The 20,390-nt window shown below is 69.6% G+C and carries 18 protein-coding genes and 1 pseudogene; 11 read left to right on the top strand and 8 right to left on the bottom strand.

Translation table 11 applies throughout. The features are described 5' to 3' along the window. Nucleotides 1-551 precede the first annotated feature (551 nt). Nucleotides 552-998, top strand: a complete 447-nt coding sequence (locus VIL67_RS19170; RefSeq protein ID WP_332050529.1) for an RrF2 family transcriptional regulator — start codon at nucleotides 552-554, stop codon at nucleotides 996-998. A gap of 91 nt (nucleotides 999-1,089) precedes the next feature. Here VIL67_RS19170 and VIL67_RS19165 read toward each other — a convergent pair whose 3' ends face one another. Both VIL67_RS19165 and VIL67_RS19160 read right to left on the bottom strand, forming a co-directional pair. Then, nucleotides 1,090-1,518 (bottom strand): CBS domain-containing protein, encoded by a 429-nt coding sequence (locus tag VIL67_RS19165; RefSeq protein ID WP_332050528.1) that lies wholly within the window; start codon nucleotides 1,516-1,518, stop codon nucleotides 1,090-1,092. A gap of 80 nt (nucleotides 1,519-1,598) precedes the next feature. Continuing rightward, nucleotides 1,599-2,300 (bottom strand): rhomboid family intramembrane serine protease, encoded by a 702-nt coding sequence (locus VIL67_RS19160; protein WP_332050527.1) that lies wholly within the window; start codon nucleotides 2,298-2,300, stop codon nucleotides 1,599-1,601. Nucleotides 2,301-2,416: 116 nt separating this feature from the next. Between VIL67_RS19160 and VIL67_RS19155 the strand changes: the two genes are divergently transcribed. Together VIL67_RS19155 and VIL67_RS19150 are read left to right on the top strand one after the other, a co-directional pair. Further along, on the top strand, nucleotides 2,417-5,302 hold the full coding sequence (locus VIL67_RS19155) for a M16 family metallopeptidase (RefSeq protein WP_332050526.1): 2,886 nt from the start codon (nucleotides 2,417-2,419) through the stop codon (nucleotides 5,300-5,302). A gap of 97 nt (nucleotides 5,303-5,399) precedes the next feature. Continuing rightward, complete coding sequence (locus tag VIL67_RS19150) at nucleotides 5,400-5,945, top strand: PAS domain-containing protein (RefSeq protein ID WP_332050525.1); 546 nt, start codon at nucleotides 5,400-5,402, stop codon at nucleotides 5,943-5,945. 130 nt (nucleotides 5,946-6,075) lie between these two features. Here the strand turns inward: VIL67_RS19150 and VIL67_RS19145 are convergent, their stop codons facing one another. Together VIL67_RS19145 and VIL67_RS19140 are read right to left on the bottom strand one after the other, a co-directional pair. After that, complete coding sequence (locus VIL67_RS19145) at nucleotides 6,076-7,731, bottom strand: choline dehydrogenase (RefSeq protein WP_332050524.1); 1,656 nt, start codon at nucleotides 7,729-7,731, stop codon at nucleotides 6,076-6,078. A 65-nt stretch (nucleotides 7,732-7,796) separates the two neighbouring features. Further along, nucleotides 7,797-8,909 (bottom strand): DUF3667 domain-containing protein, encoded by a 1,113-nt coding sequence (locus VIL67_RS19140; RefSeq protein WP_332050523.1) that lies wholly within the window; start codon nucleotides 8,907-8,909, stop codon nucleotides 7,797-7,799. A 108-nt stretch (nucleotides 8,910-9,017) separates the two neighbouring features. Between VIL67_RS19140 and VIL67_RS19135 the strand changes: the two genes are divergently transcribed. Continuing rightward, the gene (locus VIL67_RS19135; protein ID WP_332050522.1) at nucleotides 9,018-9,500 is read left to right on the top strand and encodes a GNAT family N-acetyltransferase; all 483 of its coding nucleotides are present in this window, start codon (nucleotides 9,018-9,020) and stop codon (nucleotides 9,498-9,500) included. 98 nt (nucleotides 9,501-9,598) lie between these two features. Here VIL67_RS19135 and VIL67_RS19130 read toward each other — a convergent pair whose 3' ends face one another. Further along, nucleotides 9,599-13,120, bottom strand: coding sequence for an Ig-like domain-containing protein (locus VIL67_RS19130; protein WP_332050521.1), 3,522 nt, complete (start codon nucleotides 13,118-13,120; stop codon nucleotides 9,599-9,601). Nucleotides 13,121-13,357: 237 nt separating this feature from the next. On the opposite strand from VIL67_RS19130, the gene VIL67_RS19125 reads away from it, so the two are divergent. Then, a complete protein-coding gene (locus VIL67_RS19125) occupies nucleotides 13,358-13,669 on the top strand; it encodes a hypothetical protein (protein WP_332050520.1) in 312 nt (103 codons plus the stop codon). Nucleotides 13,670-13,784: 115 nt separating this feature from the next. Beyond that, the gene (locus VIL67_RS19120; protein WP_332050519.1) at nucleotides 13,785-14,204 is read left to right on the top strand and encodes a GFA family protein; all 420 of its coding nucleotides are present in this window, start codon (nucleotides 13,785-13,787) and stop codon (nucleotides 14,202-14,204) included. Nucleotides 14,205-14,298: 94 nt separating this feature from the next. Here VIL67_RS19120 and VIL67_RS19115 read toward each other — a convergent pair whose 3' ends face one another. After that, nucleotides 14,299-15,081 carry an enoyl-CoA hydratase-related protein gene (locus tag VIL67_RS19115; RefSeq protein ID WP_332050518.1) on the bottom strand — a complete coding sequence of 261 codons (783 nt, stop codon included), beginning with the start codon at nucleotides 15,079-15,081 and terminating at the stop codon, nucleotides 14,299-14,301. A gap of 74 nt (nucleotides 15,082-15,155) precedes the next feature. On the opposite strand from VIL67_RS19115, the gene VIL67_RS19110 reads away from it, so the two are divergent. Next, nucleotides 15,156-15,563, top strand: coding sequence for a hypothetical protein (locus VIL67_RS19110; RefSeq protein WP_332050517.1), 408 nt, complete (start codon nucleotides 15,156-15,158; stop codon nucleotides 15,561-15,563). A gap of 121 nt (nucleotides 15,564-15,684) precedes the next feature. Here the strand turns inward: VIL67_RS19110 and VIL67_RS19105 are convergent, their stop codons facing one another. Next, on the bottom strand, nucleotides 15,685-16,212 hold the full coding sequence (locus VIL67_RS19105) for a gamma carbonic anhydrase family protein (RefSeq protein WP_332050516.1): 528 nt from the start codon (nucleotides 16,210-16,212) through the stop codon (nucleotides 15,685-15,687). Nucleotides 16,213-16,528: 316 nt separating this feature from the next. Between VIL67_RS19105 and VIL67_RS19100 the strand changes: the two genes are divergently transcribed. Genes VIL67_RS19100 through VIL67_RS19090 form a run of 3 tightly spaced genes read left to right on the top strand, consistent with a single transcriptional unit; the run spans nucleotide 16,529 to nucleotide 19,175 of the window. Continuing rightward, entirely contained in the window at nucleotides 16,529-17,305 is a 777-nt protein-coding gene (locus VIL67_RS19100) for a PhoH family protein (protein WP_332050515.1), read from the top strand. Between the two features lie 54 nt (nucleotides 17,306-17,359). After that, the gene (locus VIL67_RS19095) at nucleotides 17,360-17,689 is read left to right on the top strand and encodes a hypothetical protein (protein WP_332050514.1); all 330 of its coding nucleotides are present in this window, start codon (nucleotides 17,360-17,362) and stop codon (nucleotides 17,687-17,689) included. 43 nt (nucleotides 17,690-17,732) lie between these two features. Then, nucleotides 17,733-19,175: an MFS transporter gene (locus tag VIL67_RS19090; protein ID WP_332050513.1), complete on the top strand. Its 1,443-nt coding sequence runs from the start codon at nucleotides 17,733-17,735 to the stop codon at nucleotides 19,173-19,175. Here VIL67_RS19090 and VIL67_RS19085 read toward each other — a convergent pair. Beyond that, nucleotides 19,172-19,411: a DUF5961 family protein gene (locus VIL67_RS19085; protein ID WP_332050512.1), complete on the bottom strand. Its 240-nt coding sequence runs from the start codon at nucleotides 19,409-19,411 to the stop codon at nucleotides 19,172-19,174. The genes VIL67_RS19090 and VIL67_RS19085 overlap by 4 nt on opposite strands. A 295-nt stretch (nucleotides 19,412-19,706) precedes the next feature. Between VIL67_RS19085 and VIL67_RS19080 the strand changes: the two are divergent. Then, nucleotides 19,707-20,390 (top strand): annotated as a pseudogene (locus tag VIL67_RS19080) (hypothetical protein); the annotation flags it as partial.

Raw genomic sequence — 20,390 nt, 5'->3', positions numbered from 1 at the left:
GGACGCCGCCGCCTGCGTTTCTCTTTCCAATTCAACGATGTCAAAGACCCGATCCTCTCCAGAGGACCCCGCTGTTTTGCGCCGGCGGCCGGCGGAGGCGGCTATCTAGGGAACCACCTCAGAACTGTCAACCAGCCTTTTTGGGCTTTCTTCCGATCATCTCCGGAGGCCGGAGGGGACCAGAAGACCGACCAAGATCGTCTCCGGAATTGATCCGGCGGCGGCCGTGGGCGATGTCGGTTGACGCTCGGGTATCTAAGGCTTTCGATCGGGAAATCAAGACCTTGGTCAATCTTTCCGTCTTCGGATCGCCCCGCCCCCGAGCGGGAGGCGCTATCTATTCGCGCCCCTGGCTGGCGTCAACCGGCCGGTCCGGAGTTTGTTGAGACCGGCGGATTCCGAAGATCCCGCCGGGCCTGCCTCGTCCGGACAGAAGCCCAGATAGGAGCGGGCGCCCGCCGTGCAAGCGACTGCGACAGTCTGGCGCCGCGCCCTCGCCTTCCCTCCCGCCACGCCCTAAAAGGGGCGCCGGGAGGCGTCCTCACTTCGTCATGCTGTCTCAGAAGGCCCGCTACGCGCTCCGCGCTCTCGTCGAACTCGCGCGCGCCGACACGCCCCAGGTCACCTCGGGTGAACTGGCGCTGCGGGCCGACGCCCCGCGCAAGTTCCTGGAAGCGATCCTCCTGGAGCTGGCGCGCAATCACCTGGTGGTCAGCCGCCGGGGCAAGTTCGGCGGCTACACCCTCTCGCGGCCGGCGCAGGACGTCAGCTTCGCCGAGGTGATCCGCGTCATCGACGGGCCGCTCGCGCTGGCGCCTTGCGTGAGCCCCAGGCTCAACTACCGCAAATGCGACGACTGCCCCGACCGTGACGCCTGTTCGCTCCGTGAGGCCCTGCTCCGCGCCCGGGACGCCACGGCCAGCGTGCTGGAGGGTTACACCCTGGCCGACGCCGCTCGGTCCGGCGCGGCTGCGGATCTGCTCGGCCAGGCGAGCTGACCCCGGGACGCGAAGCGGGCAGAGAACGCCTGGTCCTCCGCCCTCGCCAACGCACCGTCGGCGTCCAGCCCTCGCACGGAGGGGATCTCCGTCAGCTCGCCGCGATGTAGGCCTTCAGCCCATCAGCCTCGGCCTCCACCTCGGAGATCTTCGCCTTCACGAGGTCGCCGATGGACACGATCCCGACCAGCCGCTCGTCGCGGCACACGGGTAAGTGTCGGAAGCGGCGGTCGGTCATTCGCGTGAGCAGGTGGTCCACCGTCTCACCGGGCTCGGCGTAGACCACGTCGCGGGTCATGCAGGTCGACACCGGCTGGTCGAGGGCGGCCACGCCGCCTTCGGCGACCACCCTGACGACGTCGCGCTCGGAGACGATGCCCGCCACCCGGTCGCCCTCGAGGACGACGAGCGCGCCCACTTTGCGGCTGTTCAGCAGGCGCGCCACCTCGCCGACGGTTTCATCAGGCTTGGCGGTGAACACCAGGTCGCCCTTGGTCCTGAGGATCTGGGACACCAGCATTCGGCCTATCCTCCCGTTGCGTCGGAGAACACCGTCACCCCGAAACCGCGCGAGATCAATGCACGCGCGCGTGAAGCGGCCTACCCGCGTCGCGCGATCCAGCCGAACGGGCCCATCAGGAGCACGCCGGCGGCGAAGCCGGCGAGGTGCGCCTCCCAGCCCACCGCCGCGTCGCCAGCGCCGGGCGCCAACGCGGCGCCGAACACCGCTATGATCAGGTTCATCAACAGCCAGGCGGCGCCCATGCTGAGCACGGGGCGGGACAGGATGGGCCCCACGGCGCCGTAGCCGCCGATCAGCCGGGCCGAGGCGCCCATCAGCCCCGACGCCGCCCCCGACGCGCCGATCAGCGCCACCGCCTCGCCCGCGTGCACCGCCGCGAACCCGAGCGCCGCCAGGGCGCCGCTCGCCAGATAGAAGCCGTAGAACAACAACGCGCCGCCAAGCCGAAGACCTAAGAAGCGCGCCACCGGGGTTCCGAAGGCCAGGATGAAGGCGGCGTTCATCAGCGCATGCGCCCAGCCGCCGTGCAGGAACTGCGATGACAGCAGGGTCCACCAGCGCCCCGTCCCGAGGTCAGTGGGCGTGAAGGCGAAGGCCGCCGCAACGGCGTCCACGTCGACCCGGCTCTGGACGGCGTAGCCGCCGATGATGGACCCGACCAACGCCAGCACCGGCCAGGCCGCCTTGTTGAACACCGGCTCGCGGGTCCGTCGCCCTGAGTCCCGGCGGGGCGGCAAGCGGGGGTCGTCGGCGGATTGCTGGAAGCGCGTAGCGGTCATCAGGTGACCATGTAGGCGTTCCGCCCGGCCGGCGCGATGGCGCCATGTTCCGGCCTTGCCCATGCCGCTCCCATCCCCGAAGTTGGCCCGATCCTTCCGACGTCCAGGACCCCTAGATGATCCGTCCCCTGCGCGCGGGCCTCGCGCTCGCCGCCGCCTTGGCGCTTTCCCTGCCCCTCGCCGCGCAGGGCCAATCGCCCGCGACAGCGGCTCGGCTCTCGCCCGGCCAGTGGCCGCAGTCCAGGTCGGATCTTAAGGCCGATCCCGAGATCAGGTTCGGCTCTCTTCGGAACGGCATGCGCTACGCCATTCGCAAGCAGTCCATCCCGCCCAAGCAGGCCGCCATCCGCCTGTGGCTTGATACCGGCTCGCTCAACGAGACCGACGCCCAGCAGGGGCTGGCCCACTTTCTGGAGCACATGGCCTTCAACGGCTCGCAGGGGGTGAAGGAAGGCGAGATGATCAAGATCCTGGAGCGGCTGGGGTTGTCGTTCGGCGCCGACACCAACGCCTCCACCGGGTTCGACGAGACGATCTACACCCTCGATCTGCCGCGCACCGACGACGAGACGGTCGACACCTCGCTGATGCTGATGCGCGAAGCCGCCGGCAACCTGACGATCGACCAGGCGGCCGTCGACCGTGAGCGCGGCATCGTGCTCTCGGAGGAGCGCGCCCGCGACACGCCGGGTTACCGCCTGCTGAAGGAACGCTTCGCCTTTCTGATGCCCGGCCAGCGCGTGCCGACGCGCTACCCGATCGGGCAAGTGGACATCCTGAAGACGGCGCCGGCCAATCGGATGCGCGACTACTACCAGCGTTGGTATCGGCCGGAGCGGGCGGTGCTGGTGGTCGTGGGCGACTTCGACGTCGCTGCGATGGAAGCCAAGATCCGCGCCAGGTTCTCGGACTGGAAGGCGCAGGGGCCGGCCGGCGTCGAGCCGGACGTGGGCCAGGTGCGGCGGCGGGCGACGGAGGCGAAGGTGGTGGTCGAGCCCGGCGCCGGGCTGTCGATGCAGCTGGCCTGGGTCGGACCGCCGGACCGGCGGCCGGACACCGCGGCCCTGCGGCGGGAGGAGACAGTCGAGCGGCTGGGATTCCAGGTGCTCAATCGGAGGTTCTCGGCTCTCGCGAGATCGGCAGACCCGCCGTTCATTCGGGCGAGCGCCTACTCCGGCGACGTGCTGGATAGCCAGGAGACCACGAGCATCGACGTGCAGGCGGAGCCGGGCGGCTGGCGCCGCGCCCTTGAGGCGGTGGAGCGGGAGCAACGTCGCTCCGTCCAGTTCGGCGTGCGCCAGGACGAGCTGGACCGTGAGATCGAGGAGGCGCGGGCGCTGCTGCGGGCGGCGGTGGCCGGCGCGGCCACGCGGCGGCAGGCGGACCTGGCCGGCGAGATCGTCGGCTCGCTGTCCGACGACCTGGTGGTCACCAGCCCGCAGCAGGACCTGGAGTTCTTCGAGGCGGCGGTGAAGGGACTGACGGCGGAGGAGGTCTCGCGGGCGCTGAAGGCGGCGTTCAAGGGCGACGGGCCGCTGGTGTTCGTGGCCACGCCCCAGCCGATCGAAGGGGCCGAGAAGACGGTGCTGGCGGCGCTGGAGGCCTCGCGCAAGGTGGCGGTCACCCCGCCCGCCGCCGCGGCGCAGATCGCCTGGCCCTACGAGAGCTTCGGCCCGGCCGGCAAGGTGGCGGAGCGGCGCGAGGCGGCCGATCTTGGGACCACCTTCGTCCGGTTCGAGAACAATGTCCGCCTGACGGTGAAGCCCACCACCTTCAAGGATGACGAGGTGCTGGTCCGGGTCAACGTCGGCTACGGCATGCTGCAGCTGCCGAAGGACCGCCAGAGCCTGAGCTGGGCGGCGGGCGCGTTCCGCGAAGGCGGACTGAAGAAGATCAGCAACGAGGACATGGAGCGGGTGCTGGCCTCGAAGCTGTTCGGCAACAGCTTCTCGATCTCGGACGACGCCTTCGTGCTCTCCGGCGGCACGCGGACCGGCGACCTGGCCACCCAGCTGCAGGTGCTGACCGCCTATGTGGCCGAACCCGGCTGGCGCGCCGAGGCCTTCCAGCGGCTGAAGGCGGCGGGAAAGACCATCCACGACCAGTACGAGGCGACGGATTCCGGCGTGCTGCAGCGCGACCTGGCCGGCCTGCTCCACGCGGGGGACCGGCGCTGGACCTTCCCCTCCCGCGAGGAGATCGCCAACGCGCGGCTGGCCGACCTGCAGGCCCAGGTGGCCCCGCACCTGGCGGAAGCCCCCATCGAGGTGGTGATCGTGGGCGACGTCACCGTGGACCAGGCGATCGCCGCGACGGCGGCCACCCTGGGCGCCCTGCCCCGCCGCCCCGATCCGAAGCCGCCGGTTTCGGGACCGCGCGAGGTCGCCTTCCCCGGGCCCGTGGCCCAGCCGGTGGTGCTGACGCACAAGGGGCGGGCCGACCAGGCCATCGGCTACATCGGCTGGCCGACCACCGACATCTGGGCCAATCCGCAGCAGGCCCGCGAGATCGCCACGCTGGGCGAGGTGATGCGGCTGCGGCTGACGGAGGAGCTGCGCGAGACCCAGGGCGCCACCTATTCGCCGTCGGTGGGCTACAACACCAGCCTGGTCTGGACCGGCTGGGGCTACATCGCCGCCAGCGTCGAGGTGCCCCCCGAGAAGCTGCCGGAGTTCTTCGCCGACGTGCAGAAGATCGCCGCCGACCTGCGGGCGAAGCCCGTGGCGGCCGACGAGTTCGCCCGCGCCAAGACCCCGCGCATCGAAGGCCTGCAGCGGGCGCGGCTGACCAACCCCTACTGGCTGACCCAGCTGTCAGGCGCCCAGGCGGATCCGCGGCGGCTGGAGCTCATCCGCGAGCTGATCCCGGGCGCCCAGAAGGTCACGCCGGCGGACGTGCAGCGCGCGGCCCAGACCTTCCTGCGCGACGATCGGGCCTACCGCCTGGTGGTGCGTCCGGCGGCGACCCAGGCGGTGGCGGCGCCCACCCCGGCCGGGAAGTAGCGGGCAGCGGCTGTCCCGGGCCGGGACAGCCGCATCTGGCGCCGAACGTGCTGCAAGGGCGATGCGGCCGCGTCCTGGCCGCGCCGAGCGCCCTGCGATGTTCCATTCCAACACGGAACAGATGATCGCCTACTGGACCGCCCGGGCGACGCCCGGCCGCGCGCCGTCCCGCGCCAGCGTCCAGCCGGCCGACTTCCGGCACCTGATGCCGCAGGTCTTCGTGCTGGGTCGCGAGGGCCGCGGCCAATACCCGTTCCGACTGGCGGGCGGCTTCGTGGGGGACCTGCACCGCCGCGACCTGCGCGGCGTCGGCGCGCTGGCCCTTTGGTCGGAGCTGGACCGCCTGCGCCTGCAGACGGCTCTGGAAGAGGTCCGCCTGCGGCCCGAGCCGCTGGTCGCCCACGCCGAGGTGCAGACCGACGGCGCGAGCCTGCCCATGGAGGTGCTGTTCGCCCCGCTCGTCGCGCACGACGGCGGACCCGACCGCTACCTCGGCCTCTATCAGCCCCTTTCGATGGTGGCCCGCCTGATGGGCCGCCCCGCGCTCGAGCTTTCCGTCCGCCGCCTGCGCCGCGCCGGCGCGGCGAACGAGGAAGCCCCCCGGGTCCGGCTGGCCGCGATCGGCGGCCGGCGGGTGGCCTGAGCGCGGCCGACGCCGACTGACGTCATCCCGGCCGCCTTCGGCCGGGGTCCATGGCCGCCGGAGATCTCTCCAAAGGCGAGCCCCGCCCAGGCGGCCATGGGTGGCCCCCAACCACGGCGTCCCTTTCTTCTCAGGCGGCGACGGCCTCGTCGCCATAGACGGGCGCATCCTCCGCCGGCAGGTAGGCCCGCCCGCGGATCGCGTCCGAGATCTTCTCGGCGATCATGATGGTCGGCGCGTTGGTGTTGCCGCCCACCAGGGTCGGCATGACCGACGCGTCGATCACCCGCAGGCCCTGTAGGCCCTGGACGCGGCATTCGGCGTCGACCACCGCCATGGGATCGCCCGTCGCCCCCATCCGGCAGGTGCCCACCGGGTGGTAGATGGTCTCGGCCGCACGGCGTACCCAGGCGTCGATCTCGGAGTCGCTCTGCACGTCGGCGCCGGGCGAGTATTCCGCGCCCCGGTAGGGGTCGAGCGCCGACTGGGCGGCCACCTGGCGCATCATCTTCACGCCTTCGCGGATCGCCCGGCGATCCTCCTCGGCCGAGAGGTAGTTGGCGAAGATCGCCGGGTCGGCCAGCGGATCGGCGCTCTTCAGGCCGACGCGGCCGCGGCTCTCGGGCCGAAGCTGGCAGACGTGGAAGGTGAAGCCGTCCTTCGGCACGGACACCTTGCCGTGGTCCTGCATGATGGCGAGCACGGTGTGGATCTGCAGGTCGGGCCGGTCGAGGTCCGGCCGCGAGCGCAGGAAGGCGCCGCTTTCCAGGAAGTTCTGGCGGCCGATGCCTTTGCCGAACAGCAGGTAGGAGAGGCCGACCCCCAGCGTCTTCACCAGCCCCTTGCGCATGGAATAGACGGTGATCGGCTGCGGGCATTCCCAGCTGAGGCAGACGTCCAGGTGGTCCTGCAGGTTGGCGCCCACGCCTTTCAGCTCGTGGACCACCTTCACCCCGTGGCGCGACAGCTCCTCGCCGTCGCCGATCCCGGAGAGCTGCAGGATGTGCGGCGACTGCACGGCGCCGGCGGCCAGCAGGACCTCGGCGTCCGCGTGGATGATGCGGGCCGGCTTCTTGCCCTCGATCACTTCGACGCCCACGGCCCGGCCGTTCTCGACCACGATGCGGGTGGTGCGGGTGTTGGTGAGGCAGGTGAGGTTCGGCCGGGTCAGGGCCGGATGCAGGTAGCCGCGGGCGGCGCTCCAGCGCTGGCCGTCGTGGATGGTCAGCTGGTAGGGCCCGAAGCCTTCCTGCTGGAAGCCGTTGAAGTCCTCGGTGAGCGGATAGCCGGCCTGCCGGCCCGCTTCGATGCTGGCCTTGTAGATGGGATTGGGCGACGCCGCCTTGGAGACCCGCAGCGGCCCCTCCCCGCCATGCCAGGGATCGGCCCCGCCCTCGTAGGACTCGGCCCGCTTGAAGTAGGGCAGCACGTCGGCATAGGCCCAGCCCGGCAGCCCCATCTGGCGCCACTGGTCATAGTCGCGGGCGTGGCCGCGGACGTAGATCATGCCGTTGATCGAGGAGGAGCCGCCCCAGCCCTTGCCGCGCGGCCACCACAGGCGGCGGTTGTCGAGGTGCGGCTCCGGCTCGGTCCAGAACCCCCAGTTGAACGGGCCCTGCTTGCCGATCAGGCTGCCGACGCCGGCCGGCATCTTCACCAGGAGCGAGGCGTCCTTGCCGCCGGCCTCGATGAGCAGCACGCGGTTGGAGGGGTCCTCCGTCAGCCGGTTGGCCAGCACGCAGCCCGCCGAGCCGGCGCCGATGATGATGTAGTCGTACCGTTCCACGGCGCTTCCCCGTTATGCTTGGCCGCAAAGGTGACGCGCGCGTCACCTTCTGGCAAGCGCCAGCGCTAGAGCAGGCCCAGGTAGATGACCGCCAGGCCGAACAGCGTCAGGGCGAAGGTGCAGAACCACAGCAGGACCCAGGTCCGCCAGGCGGCCGAGAACCAGTTCAGGCTGTAGGCCCCCTTCAGCTGGAAATACATGTGAACGGGGACCGCGAACGTGGCCACGGTCCAGGCCGTGATCGACGCCCAGTCGCCGATCCGCATGGCGATCACCACCGCCATCACCAGCATGGACATGAAAGTGAGCGAATAGAGGACGAACACCCCGTGGTCGTAGAGCGTGAAGCCGCGCTTCCAGAGGAACAGCAGGGCCACGAAGGGGATCGAGATCGGCACCAGCAGGAAGGAGAATTTGTAGAACGACTGCTGCAGCTTGTAGAAGAACAGCGCCGGGTTCTGCAGCTTCTTGGCGATCTTCTTCTCGAGCTTGTCGTTGCCGAGGTTGAGGTCCACCTGGCCCGTCCGGGCGCGCTCGCCCAGGGCCTCCTGCCAGTCGTATCGCTCGTCCTTGCCGACGCTGGCCTGGACCGTGTCGGGCGTGGCGATGCGGACGTTGCCGACCACCTTGCTGACCTTCTCCATCTCCGCCTCGGCGGCCTTGAGGCGGGCTTCGGCGGCGGGCCGCTCGGCGGGCGTCGCCCTCTCCAGCGCCTGTTCGGCGAGCGCCACCTCGGTGGAGCGCCGGGCGAGCTCGGCCCCGGCGCTGAGCTGCTGTCCGGTCTCGGAGTGCTCCGGCGCGCCCGGCAGGTAGCTCAGGCCGACGAACATGACGAAGACGGTGAACAGGAACATGGCCAGCGGCGAGACATAGCGGGCGCGGCGGCCCTGCACCCACTCCCGCGTCAGCTGGCCGGGGCGGAACACCAGCAGCGGCAGGGTCCGCCAGATCCGCCCGTCGAAGTGCATCACCCCGTGGAGCAGCTCCTCGCCCAGGTGCAGCAGGCTGCGGTGCACATGGGCGGGCTGGCCGCAGTTGGCGCAGAACCGGCCGGTGACCTCCGCGCGGCAGTCGGCGCACAGGTGGTGCGGCTGGCCGGCGTGGCCGGTCGGCCGCTCGATGACTTTGCTGGCGAGCCCGGCCGTCGCCGCCGCGCCCACCGCCTCCACATCCACCATGTCACGCCCCCCGGGTCACACCCGCGCTATGTGACCAGATTGGGCCTTGGGGACAAGCGGGCGGGTCTTCCCCTTGCGATGTGGGCGGCGGGCCCCACCTCACCCGCCATGTTGATCCGCCCCGCCCGAGACGACGACGACGCCGCGATCCTGTCGATCATCGGCCCAACCATCCGCGCCGGCGAGACCTATACGCTCGATCCCGGCATGTCCGATGCTGAGGCGCTGGCCTACTGGCGGGCGGCGGACAAGGAGACCTTCGTGGCCGAGGCGGACGGGGAGGTTCTCGGGACCTACTACATGAAGGCGAACCAGGCGGGCGGCGGCGCCCACGTCTGCAACTGCGGCTACATGACCGCCGCGACGGCGACCGGAAAGGGCGTGGCCCGGAGGATGTGCGAGCATTCGATCGAGCACGCCCGCTCGCGCGGCTACCGCGCGATGCAGTTCAACTTCGTGGTGAGCACCAACGAAAGGGCCGTTCGGCTCTGGCGGTCGCTCGGCTTCGAGGTCGTGGGGCGCCTGCCGCTCGCGTTCAAACACCCGGCCCACGGCTACGTGGATGCGCTCGTGATGTTCCAGCCCCTCTGAGGCGTGGCAAGGGCTCTGCCGCCGGGCGCGAGCGGCCTCGCTCTTGCAACGCCTTAGCGTTCGTCCGAGGAACCAACGCCAGAAACAGCACGACGCGGTTAGCTGAACAGGAAGTCGCCCGACCTAAAGCTCGCCAGGGTGACGTCCTCCAGCGTCAGCACATTGGCGGCGTCATAGGTGATGACCACGTCGTCCCCCACCTGCCGGGCATGGGCCATGACCTGGGCGAAGCTGGTGAACAGCCCGCCTACGGCCAGTTGGTCGCCGTTGCCGAAGTCGGTCACCACGTCGCGGCCAAAGCCGGCCTGGAACACGAACCGGTCCGCGCCGTTGCCGCCGGTCAGCCGGTCGTCACCAGCGCCTCCGTTCAGGGTATCGCCTCCGTTCCCGCCCGAGAGGCTGTCGCGGCCGACGCCGCCGGAGAGCAGGTCGCTTCCGTTGCCCCCCGAGAGGCTGTCGTCGCCTGCCAGGCCGTTCACGGTGTCGGCGCCGTTGCCGCCCGACAGCCGGTCGTGTCCACCCTGGCCGTTCAGCACGCCGCCCCCGTTGCCGCCGTTGGCTATCACCGGCGGAAGGTAGGCGCCCGTCACCGTCACTGTCACCGTGGCCGTGCTTTGCGCGCCGGCCGCATCACGGACCACATACCTGAAGCTGTCGGTGGCGGTCTGTCCTGCCGGCAGGTTGGCGAACACGGCGGCGTCGGCGACGTATGTGACCTGCCCGCCGACGATGTGCGCGTGCCCTCCGGCCGAGCTGCTCGAGACCGAGACCAGCGTCTTGGTGTCCCCGCCGTCCGGGTCCGAGTCGTTCGTCAGGACATCGATCGTCACCGACTGGTGGGCGGCCACGGCCGCCGTGTCGCCCACGGCGGTGGGGGCGTCGTTGGTTCCGGTGAGCGTCCAGGTAACGGTCTGCGGGGTCGCGGCGGACCCATCGGTCACGCCATACGTGACGCTGACCGTCCGCGTCTGGCCCGCGGCCAAGCTGTTGTAAGAAGCGTGTGACGGATCGAGCCTGAATGTCTGCGCCGCCGGGTCGTAGCTCACGCCGTCCGGCAGAGACGCGGGCAGGCCGCCGACCGACAGCACGGCCCCCGTGTCCGGATCAGAGGCCCCATGAAGCGCAGACAGCGTGACCGGCGCGCCGCCCTCGGCGGCCGATCCGGTCACCGTTCCGGCGACGAGCGGGGCGTCATTGGCGCCTGTCACCGTCCAGCTCACCGTCTGCGCGACCGTCGCTGTCCCGTCGGAAACGCCGTAGGCGACGGTGACCGTCTGGCTCTGGCCAACGGCCAGGCTGTCATAGGCCGTGTTTGACGGATCGAGCGTGAACGACTTCGACGCAGCGTCGTAGGTGACGCCCGCCGGCAGGCTGGCGGGCAGGTCCACGACGCTCAGCACAGCCCCGTCATCCACGTCTGCCGCGCCGGCAAGCGCCGACAACGTCACCGCCGCTGCACCCTCGCTCCCAGAAGCCGTGAGCGGCGCGGCCACATTCGGCGCGTCATTCGTGCCCGTGAGGGTCCAACTCGCCGTCTGCCGCGTGGTGGCCGTTCCATCGGAGACGCCGTAGCTGATGCTGATGATCCTCGTCCCACCGGCGGCCAAGCCGTTGTAGGCCGCGTGCGACGGATCGAGCGTGAAGCTCTTGCCGGCGGCGTCGTAGGTCACGCCGGCCGGAAGGCTCACAGGTAGATCCACCACGGCCAGCACGGCGCCGTCGTCGGCATCCGTCGCCCCGCTCAGGGCGGACAGCGTCACAGCTCCGGCCCCCTCGGTCGCAAAGCCCGCGACGGGGCCCGTTACCGTGGGTATGTCGTTCACCCCAATGACGGTCAACTCCACGCGGGCCTCGACAGGTGTGGCGACGCCGTCGGACACGCCGTAGCTCACCGTCACCACCTGCGGGACGCCGGGCGGCAGCCGGTCGAAGGTGGGATCGTTGGGGTCGAGGGTGAAGCTGTGGGTGCGCGCGTCATAGGTGACGCCGGCCGGCAGCGTGGGCACACCGACGACGGTCAGGATCTGGCCGTCGTTCGCATCTGTGGCGTTGGCAAGGGCGTCGAGGGTGAGGGGCGCTTCGTCTTCCTGCGCAGCGCCTGTGACCGGCCCGGAGACCACAGGGGCCACGTTGGGGGGCGGCGGCGTGTAGGACAGCGTCCTGCCGTCCGGCGAGAAGCTCCACCGGCCGCCGGCGAGGTTCTCCGCCGGATCGAACCTGATCGTGAAGTCCCCGAACGTACCGTGGATCGTCAGGACGTTGTTTGTCCCGAGGGTGGCTGTCGTCCCTGACACCCCGGCCAGCTGGATAGAGTCTCCCGCCGAGAAGCCGCGCAGGCTGGCCGCTAGGCCGCCAGAGGCCAGAGCGGCGGGGTCGATCACCAGCGTCTCGCCCGACGTACTGCCGAACACGATGGCGCCACTTCCTGCCGCAAGCGCATCGCCGAGCTGCAGGACGGCCCCCCCATTCATGACAAGCTCGCCGCTGAAGCCCCCGCTCGGCTGGTTCAGGACCAACGGTCCATCGAGGCTAACGCGCCCGGCGCCGCTGAACTCCGGCGCAGGTGCGCCCGGCGTCGCGGCGAAGGTGAGGTGGCCGCCGGCGCCGACGTGGAAGAGGCGCGCCTGCAGGCCGGCCGGAGCTAGCATGCGCCCGAACACCTCCACCGTGTCGTAGACCTGCAGGTTGAGACGGGTCGCGCCGGCGTCGACGTACGAGCCCTCGCTCACCACCAGCCTCTCGAAGGCTGCAGGACGCTCGCCGAACATCAGAGGATCGGCGCTGGACCCGTCGAACCTGCCCTTCAGCACCAGGCTGTCATAGCCGGCGCCGCCTGTGATGCGATGTCCGCTTTCGAGCGTGACGCCGGCCTCAAGGACGACCGTGTCATCCCCCTCGCCGGCATCGACAGACGAGTTGATGTAGCTGGCGTTACGGCCGAGCCCGAGAGTGATGTGGTCGTCTCCGCCGCCGCCATGCACCTCGCCGGTGTGGCTGCCGGTGATGACCAAGGTGTCGGCGCCGCTCCCCCCGTCGAGGCGGCCATTGAAGTGGAGTGAACTGCTGAAGCGGTCGTCGCCGTCTCCGAGCCGGATTTCCCCCTTGATGTATCCGTTGTTGGTGACCACATCCGCGCCGCCCTGCGTGGAGATGTCGCCGAATATCTGGCCTCCGCGATTCTCGATGACATCGGCGTGGGAGCCGGCGATGTTGATGTCGCCCCGGCGATCTTCGAGGCCGTTGGGCCCGATGAACCGGCCCCCGATGTCCCCCTCATTGATGATGTAAGCTGCTGCGATGGCGTCCGTGCCGAACGCCCCCTCGATTACGATCGCACCGTGGGAGGCCCCGGTTATCGTGGCTCCGCGCCCGTTTGTGATCGCACCGCCGCCAAGGGAAATGACCTCACCGAAGCTGGAGCCGGAAAGGATCGTTCCGTGGTTGATGATGGAGGCCACGTAGCCGGCGCCGAAGACGCCGTCGATGGCGCCGCTGTTCTGAACCTCGGCGCCATTGCCTCGAAGGCCTAACCCGTAAAGGTGGCCTGAGCGGGTAACGAGGAGGGTGTCGCCCTCCACCAGCTCCAGGTCCACCGCCGTGCCCGAAATGACGTAATCCATGCGACGCCCCCCTTGAAGTGGTGGGCGCACGCGACAGACCGGCGCCGTCGATGCACGCCGCCGCTTCGTCAGCCACCCCCAGTTCAACGCACAGTAGTCAGTCCGCCGACCCTGCGGAACAGCGTTCGGCTGCTGCGCGAACTTTTCGCAGCGCCGATTGGAGACTATCGTTCGCACCTGCCCGTCCTTCCAGGCGGACGGCTAGCGGATCCGATCCTCGTGATCTTAGATGCCGAGATGTCCGCCCTGGGACTCGCCGCCCTTCTGATGCTGCTGGACCTCCTCGTGGCCGCAGCCTTTCCCATCCGCGTGGCTTCGCGCGTCGATGGGCAGCGCCTCCGACTGGGCCCGCGGCTCGCCCGGGACGCGCGGTTCAGGAGAGCGATCCTCTACAAGCTGCTCGTGTCCTGCATAGCTGCAGGCATACTTGCGTCGACGCGGAACTGGGGGGTTTTGGTGTTTATCCAGGCGCTCGCCCTGATCCTCTTCGGGTGGCGGATCGTCTGGGTGCTGGAGGATCTAGCCCGCACCGACGAGGCGCGACGATAGACGACCTTCCGAACGTCAGCGGGTGGTCAGCCGAGGTGAACTCCGGCTCAAGGTGGACAGCTTCTGCTGCCACGCTCAAGCTCCTGGATATTCACGAAGGATCTCCGGGGCTGCGATGACCGTCCGGACTGCACGATGCGCCTGTGGCGCGTGCCAAGTCGAGGTCGAGGGCGAGCCGATCAGCAGCGGGCTTTGCAGCTGCGACAACTGCAAACGGCGCACCGGAGCCCCGTTCGGGTGGTCGGTCTATTTCCGCGACGAACAGGTCAGGCGGGTCGATGGTCCGCTTACCGTCCTCGAAGGCATGGGCAAGCGCTGGTTCTGCGCAACCTGCGGCTCGACCCTCTACTGGAAGTCCTTCGGTGCGTGGAGACCCGGCCAGACCGGGTTCGCCGGAGGCTGCTTCGCCGATCCCACGCTGCCATCTCCGACCATCGCGGTGCGATGCGCGCAGGGGATGCCGTGGACCGGCTACCCCGCTGGCTGCGCCCTGTTCGACGACATGCCCCCGAGCGCGTCGGCGCCAGGGCCGTGAAGGTTCAGTTTGGGTCGGAAACGACCCATCCGGCCCGGGCGCGACGCAGGCGTTGGTGCAGTCTCGCGAGAGAGCGTTGGAGAAGGGCTGGTCGTCAGCGGCCTTTCCAGGCGGGCTTGCGCTTCTGCGCGAAGGCGAGCGGGCCTTCGACGAAGTCCTCGGATTTGAACAGGGCGCTGACGGCGGGGTAGCGGTTCTGGCCCTTGATGGCGGCTTCCAGGGTGGGCTCGTCGAGGCCGCGGTAGACCGCTTCCTTGGAGGCTCGGACGGACATCGGGGACAGTTCCGCGATCATCGCCGCCCACTCGCGGGCGACGCGCATCAGGTCCTGAGGCGCGGTCACCTCGTTGACGAAGCCCAGCTCCTTGCCCTCGGCCGCGGAGACCCGGCGGCCGGTGAGGATCATGCCCATGGCCCGCTTGGTCCCGATGGCGCGGGGCAGCCGGTGCAGGCCGCCGGCGAGCGCCGCCAGGCCCACGCGCGGCTCCGGCAGGGCGAAGGTCGCGGCCTCCGAGGCGATCACGATGTCGCAGGCGAGCGCGATCTCGAAGCCGCCGCCCATGGCCACGCCGTTCACCGCCGCGATCAGCGGCTTGGTCAGGTCGAAGCGGGAGGTCAGGCCCGCGAAGCCGGAGGGCGGGCTCTTCATCTCGCCGCCGGAGGCCTGGTGCTTCAGGTCGTTGCCGGCGGAGAAGGCGCGGTCGCCGGCGCCGGTGACGATGCCGACCCACTGCTCGGGATCGGCGGCGAAGGCGTCGAACGCCTCGTGCAGCTCGAAGTGCGCCGGCGAGTGCAGCGCGTTCATCACCTCGGGCCGGTTCAAGACGAAGGTGGTGACCGGGCCGTCCCGCTCCACCCGGATGAACTGATAGGCCATGGCGCGCTCCCTTTCTCTATAAGGAGAGGCTCCACGGGCGCCGCAGCGTCCGTCAATGGTGAAGGAGCGTTCCCATGAGCGAGGAGCCCGACGACCTGGACGGCGGCGGCTACGACGTCGAGGACTGGTCGCGGCTGGCGGGCTTCGGCGGGCGGGTGGCGACGCTGGAGGACGTGCAGGCCGGCAGGGCGGTCTTCGCGCTCGGCGACACCGAGGATCCGCGGCCCATCGACATGGACCTCCCGCAGCCGGTGATCTGGTGGGACGAGGACGAGGGCGAACAGGCGGCCGTGGCGGTACAGGCCGAGGCGCACGGGACCGAGGACGGCGAGACCATGGAGGTGCTGGGCCTGATCCTGCCGGACGGCGCGGGCGTGGTGGCGCTGCTGGACGACGTGGACCTGGTGGACGACAGCGACCCGGTCTGGCGACGGCTGGTCACCGAGGCGGTCGGCGACGAGCGCGGGGACGAGGAGGCTTAGGGCCGCGCGGCTCGCAGGATCGAGAACCACGGAATACACGGACCACACGGACCGGCGGCACGCGGCGGCGCGTCCGTGTCTTCCGTGTGTTCCGTGGTTCTGTATGGGCGGCTGACGCCGCCTAGAGGGGGGTCAGCTCGCGGCGGTAGCGTTTCCAGTTGTCGACATAGTGGGCCGAGCCCATGGCGATCATCATGGCCTGCTGGTCGGTGAGCTCGCGGACCACCTTGCCGGGGGCGCCCATGACCAGGGAGTTGTCGGGGATCTCCTTGCCCTCGGTGATCAGGCAGTTGGCGCCGATCAGGCAGTTCTTCCCGATGCGGGCGCCGTTGAGCACGATCGAGCCGATGCCGACCAGCGAGTTGTCGCCGATGGTGCAGCCGTGGAGCATCACCAGGTGGCCCACGGTGACGTTGGCCCCGAGCGTCAGGGGCGAGCCGGCGTCGGTGTGCAAAACCGAGCCGTCCTGGACGTTGGAGCCCTCGCCGATGACGATCGGGTCGTTGTCCCCGCGAAGTGTCGCACCCCACCAGACCGAGGCGTTCTTCTTGAGAATCACATTGCCGATCACGGCCGCGTTGGGCGCAATCCAGTATTCGTCATCACTCGGTAATTGCGGCGTCACATTTCCCAAGTTGTAGACAGCCATCCCCTCGCCCTTCTTCTTTCTCAAACGCGCCGGTTTAACCCTTGGGAAACCAAGCTAGCATCATTCTAGTCAGGCGATTCGAGAGGGCGAAAGCCATTCCGAACCCGCCGCGGGCCGAGCACCGGTCCCGTGTCTCGCGCTGGACGGAGTTGATGGCGCTGAGTTGGTCTCATTCCCGGGCGGTCCCGCCCGGATCCGAGCCGGAAGGCGGGCCGCCGGGTCCCGCACGACGCCGCCGCTTCCATCCTCATTCCACCATGTCCAAGGGCGCTCCCACGCGGGACGCCCTTTTTTCTTGCCCCAATCGGGAGGCCTCATGAGCAAGCGAGCCCTGAAGCGACAGCTGCGCGAAGGCGCGTTCGACGCCGGTCAGTTCGAGGGCGACGATAAGGTTCGCCGGCTGCCGCTCGACCGCGGCTGGTCGCCGCTCGGCGGCCACCACGGGCACGCCAACGAGGACCGCGAGCAGGGCTACCTGAAGACCATCAAGGCCAAGTCGCCGGGCCAGGAAGAGCTGATCAAGGCCATCGACGACAAGAACCTGGTGATGGCGCTGGGCCCGGCCGGCACCGGCAAGACCTACCTGGCCATCGCCAAGGCGGTGGAGGCCCTGGAGAGCGGCCGCGTCGGGCGCATCGTTCTCTCCCGCCCGGCGGTGGAGGCCGGGGAGTCCATCGGCTTCCTGCCCGGCGACGCCGAGGACAAGCTCGCCCCCTACCTGCGGCCGCTCTACGACGCCCTGTCCGACCGGCTGTCGATGAAGCGGGTGCGCGCCCTGATGGCCGAGGGCGCCATCGAGATCGCCCCGGTGGGCTTCATGCGCGGCCGCACCCTGAACAACGCCTTCGTGGTGATCGACGAGGCGCAGAACTGCACCTACGTGCAGCTGAAGATGCTGCTGACCCGGCTGGGCTGGCACTCGACCATGGTGGTCACCGGCGATCCGAACCAGTCGGACCTGCTGCCGGAGATCTCGGGCCTGGCCAGCGTGGCGCAGAAGCTGGAGGAGGTCGGCAACATCGCCGTGGTGCGGCTGGCCGAGCGCGACATCGTCCGCCACCCGCTGGTGGCCGAGATGCTGGGCGTCCTCTAGGCGCCAAGGAACCTCGCCCCGCCCCGGCGCCTTGTCCGGGGCGGAGGCGAGAGCATGAGCAGCGACAAGAGCCAAGACCTGAACCGGCAGGCCGGCGTGACGGTGGGCGGCGACGCCACCGAGAGCGGCCAGGTAGCGCACGGCAGCCGGCGCGAGGAGACCCACTACGAGCCCTCGCCCGACCACCTGGTGAGCGTGCGCCACAATGAAAAACCGGGCGAGCCCCTGCCCCCGCAGCTCGCCGAGCCGCGCACCTACGACGGTCCGGCGGAAGCCGGCCCGCCGATCGAGGACGTGGCTGTGCCGGCCCAGAGCCCATCCGTGTGGGACGCCCGCCCGCCGGAGGACGACGAGGGCCGCAGCGGCAATCCCACGGGACACTGAGCGCAAGCTTGCCCCCGCCCCGCCCGGCGCCTAAGCCTGAGGGGTGAGCGAGGCCGACGACATCCCCGAGCCGCCGGCGAAGGCCGCCGAGGGCGGCGAGGCGCGGCGCGGTTGGATCGTCCCGGCGATCATCGGCTCGGGCCTGCTGATGCAGACCCTGAACGCCACGGTGATCACCAACGCCCTGCCGGCCATGGCGGAGGCCTTTGGCGAGGAGCCGCTGCGGCTCAACCTGGCGATCACCGTCTACCTGCTGGCGTCTGCGGTGTTCCTGCCGATCTCCGGCTGGATCGCGGACAAGTACGGGGCCAAGCGGGTCTTCATGGCCGCCATGGTGCTCTACGCCCTGTCCTCGGCGGCCTGCGGCTTCGCCCAGAGCCTGCCGCAGCTGATCGCCGCCCGTTTCCTGCAGGGCGCGGCCGGCGCGATGGTGGGTCCGGTGGGGCGGCTCGTCCTGCTGCGCACCACGCCCAAGAGCGAGCTCGTGGGCGCCATGTCGGTGCTGACCATGCCGGCCCTGCTCGGCCCCGTCGTCGGGCCGCTGATCGGCGGGGCGATCGTCACCTTCGCCGACTGGCGCTGGATCTTCTTCATGAATCTGCCGGTGGCCGTCGCCGGCGTCGCCCTGGTGCGGGCCTTCGTGCCGAACGTGAAGGAGCAGGCGGTCTCGCCGGTGGACGTCACCGGCATCCTGCTGACCGGGGTGGGCCTGGCCTGCCTGATCTTCGGCTTCGAGAACCTGGGCCGCAGCTTCCTGCCGCCGGGGGCCGTGCCGGGACTGTTCGCGTTCGGGCTACTCAGCCTGTGGCTCTATGGGCGGCACGCCCGGGGCAACCCGCACGCCATCATCGACCTGACGATCTTCCGCCTGCCCACCTTCCAGGCCGCCACCGTCGGCGGCGCGTTCATGCGGATCGCCATGGGCGCCAACCCCTTCCTCCTGGCCATGCTGCTGCAGGTGGGCTTCGGGCTCTCGGCCTTCGCAGCCGGGGCCATGACGTTCATCTCGGCCGTGGGCGCGCTGGCGATGAAGACCACTGCGCCGCCGATCCTGCGGCGGTTCGGGTTCCGCACGGTGCTGCTGGTCAATGCGGTGATCGTCGCGGCGAGCTTTGCGGCCTACGGCCTGTTCCGGCCGCAGACGCCCCACTGGATGATCATGAGCGTGCTGGCGGTGGGCGGCTTCTTCCGCTCGCTGCAGTTCACCAGCCTGAACGGCATGGCCTACGCCGAAATCGACCAGGCGCGGATGAGCCGGGCCTCGACCACCTCATCCATGGTGCAGCAACTGGTGCAGTCCATCGGCATCGGCCTGGCCGCCGCCCTGCTGCACTTCCTGATGCGGGCGCACGGCGAGAGCGAGCTCACCTGGCGGACGGTGTCGCCGGCCTTCCCGGTGGTGGGGGCGGTGACCCTGGTCTCGATGCTGTGGTTCGTGCGGCTGCGGCCGGACGCCGGCGCCGAGATGAACGCCCGGCGGGGCTAGCCGCAGGGCGCGGTCTCGCCGGTGGCGAGGTCGATGCGGAAGCACTGGCGCTCGCCGGTCTCGCAATCCTCCACGAAGAGGGCGACCTCGTCGTCGTGATCGGGGGCCGGGTGGCAGTCCTCGACGTAGTGCAGGGCGGCGTCCTCGAAGCTGACGCCCTTCACGAGATGGCCGCGCGACGGCGCCTCGTCGACGCCATGGACGGTGAAGCGGCGCGGGCTGGTGTGGATGGTCATACGAGGCCTCCTCGCAGGGGAAACGCGGCAGGGCGGAAAAGGATTCTCGCGGGTCGGAGCGCCTCGGCGTCGTACTCGAGGGGCGCATCAACCAGCAAGCCACACCGCAAGTTCCAGGTGAGTAGAAATATTCCCTGAGGATGTTCCGATTCCGCGCCCAGAGCAATCGCGGACAACGGCGCTGTAACGCACAGCAAAGCTGCGCAACATACGCAATGTTCAAAAGTTTCTACAGTCACGCTGAACCAGATGCGCCTTTTGAGTGTTCTCACGCGCGGATCAGTGGAGCTAGTGGATGACCTATTATAACTCGCGCGGCGTCGCGATGCCGGTCAGCGCGCCTGAACAGGCGCGCGTGGCGGGCACCGCCGTGGGCAACGAGACGATCAATGCGCCCGCCGGGCACTCGTCGCTCTCGGGCGAGGGCGGCGGCGACCTGCTGATCGGCAACAACCTCGACAACCGCCACTGGATCACCGACCCGAAGGACCGCGTCGTCGAGCAGCCGGGCGGCGGCGTCGACACCATGATCGGCTGGACCTCGCTGAAGCTGGCCGACAACGTCGAGAACCTGCAGGTCAACGGCCAGCTGAACTATGCGATCGGCAACAACCTCGGGAACCTGATCATCGTCGACGACAACACCCACTTCATGTGGGGCGCGGGCGGCGACGACGTGCTGGTGGGCGGCGCGACCCAGAAGACCACCTTCATGGTCCGGGCCGGCGAAGGCTCGGACGTCATCTACAACTGGAACGGCAACAGCCAGCTGCAGCTGCACGGCTACGGCTTCAAGACGGCGGCCGAGATCAAGTCCGCCATGAGCCAGCAGGGCGCGGACGTGGTGCTGCGCCTGAACGCCAGCGAGACCCTGACCTTCCGCGACGAGACGCTGTCGAGCTTCCAGGACCGCCAGTTCCTGCTCCCGCTGGATACGTCCAAGCTCGGCGACCTCACCTTCCACGACGAGTTCAACAGC

The organism is Phenylobacterium sp. (assembly GCF_036563385.1).
GTDB lineage: Bacteria > Pseudomonadota > Alphaproteobacteria > Caulobacterales > Caulobacteraceae > Phenylobacterium.
Note: the sequence above shows the minus strand (reverse complement) of the source record. Positions and strands in the feature narration are given on the sequence as shown.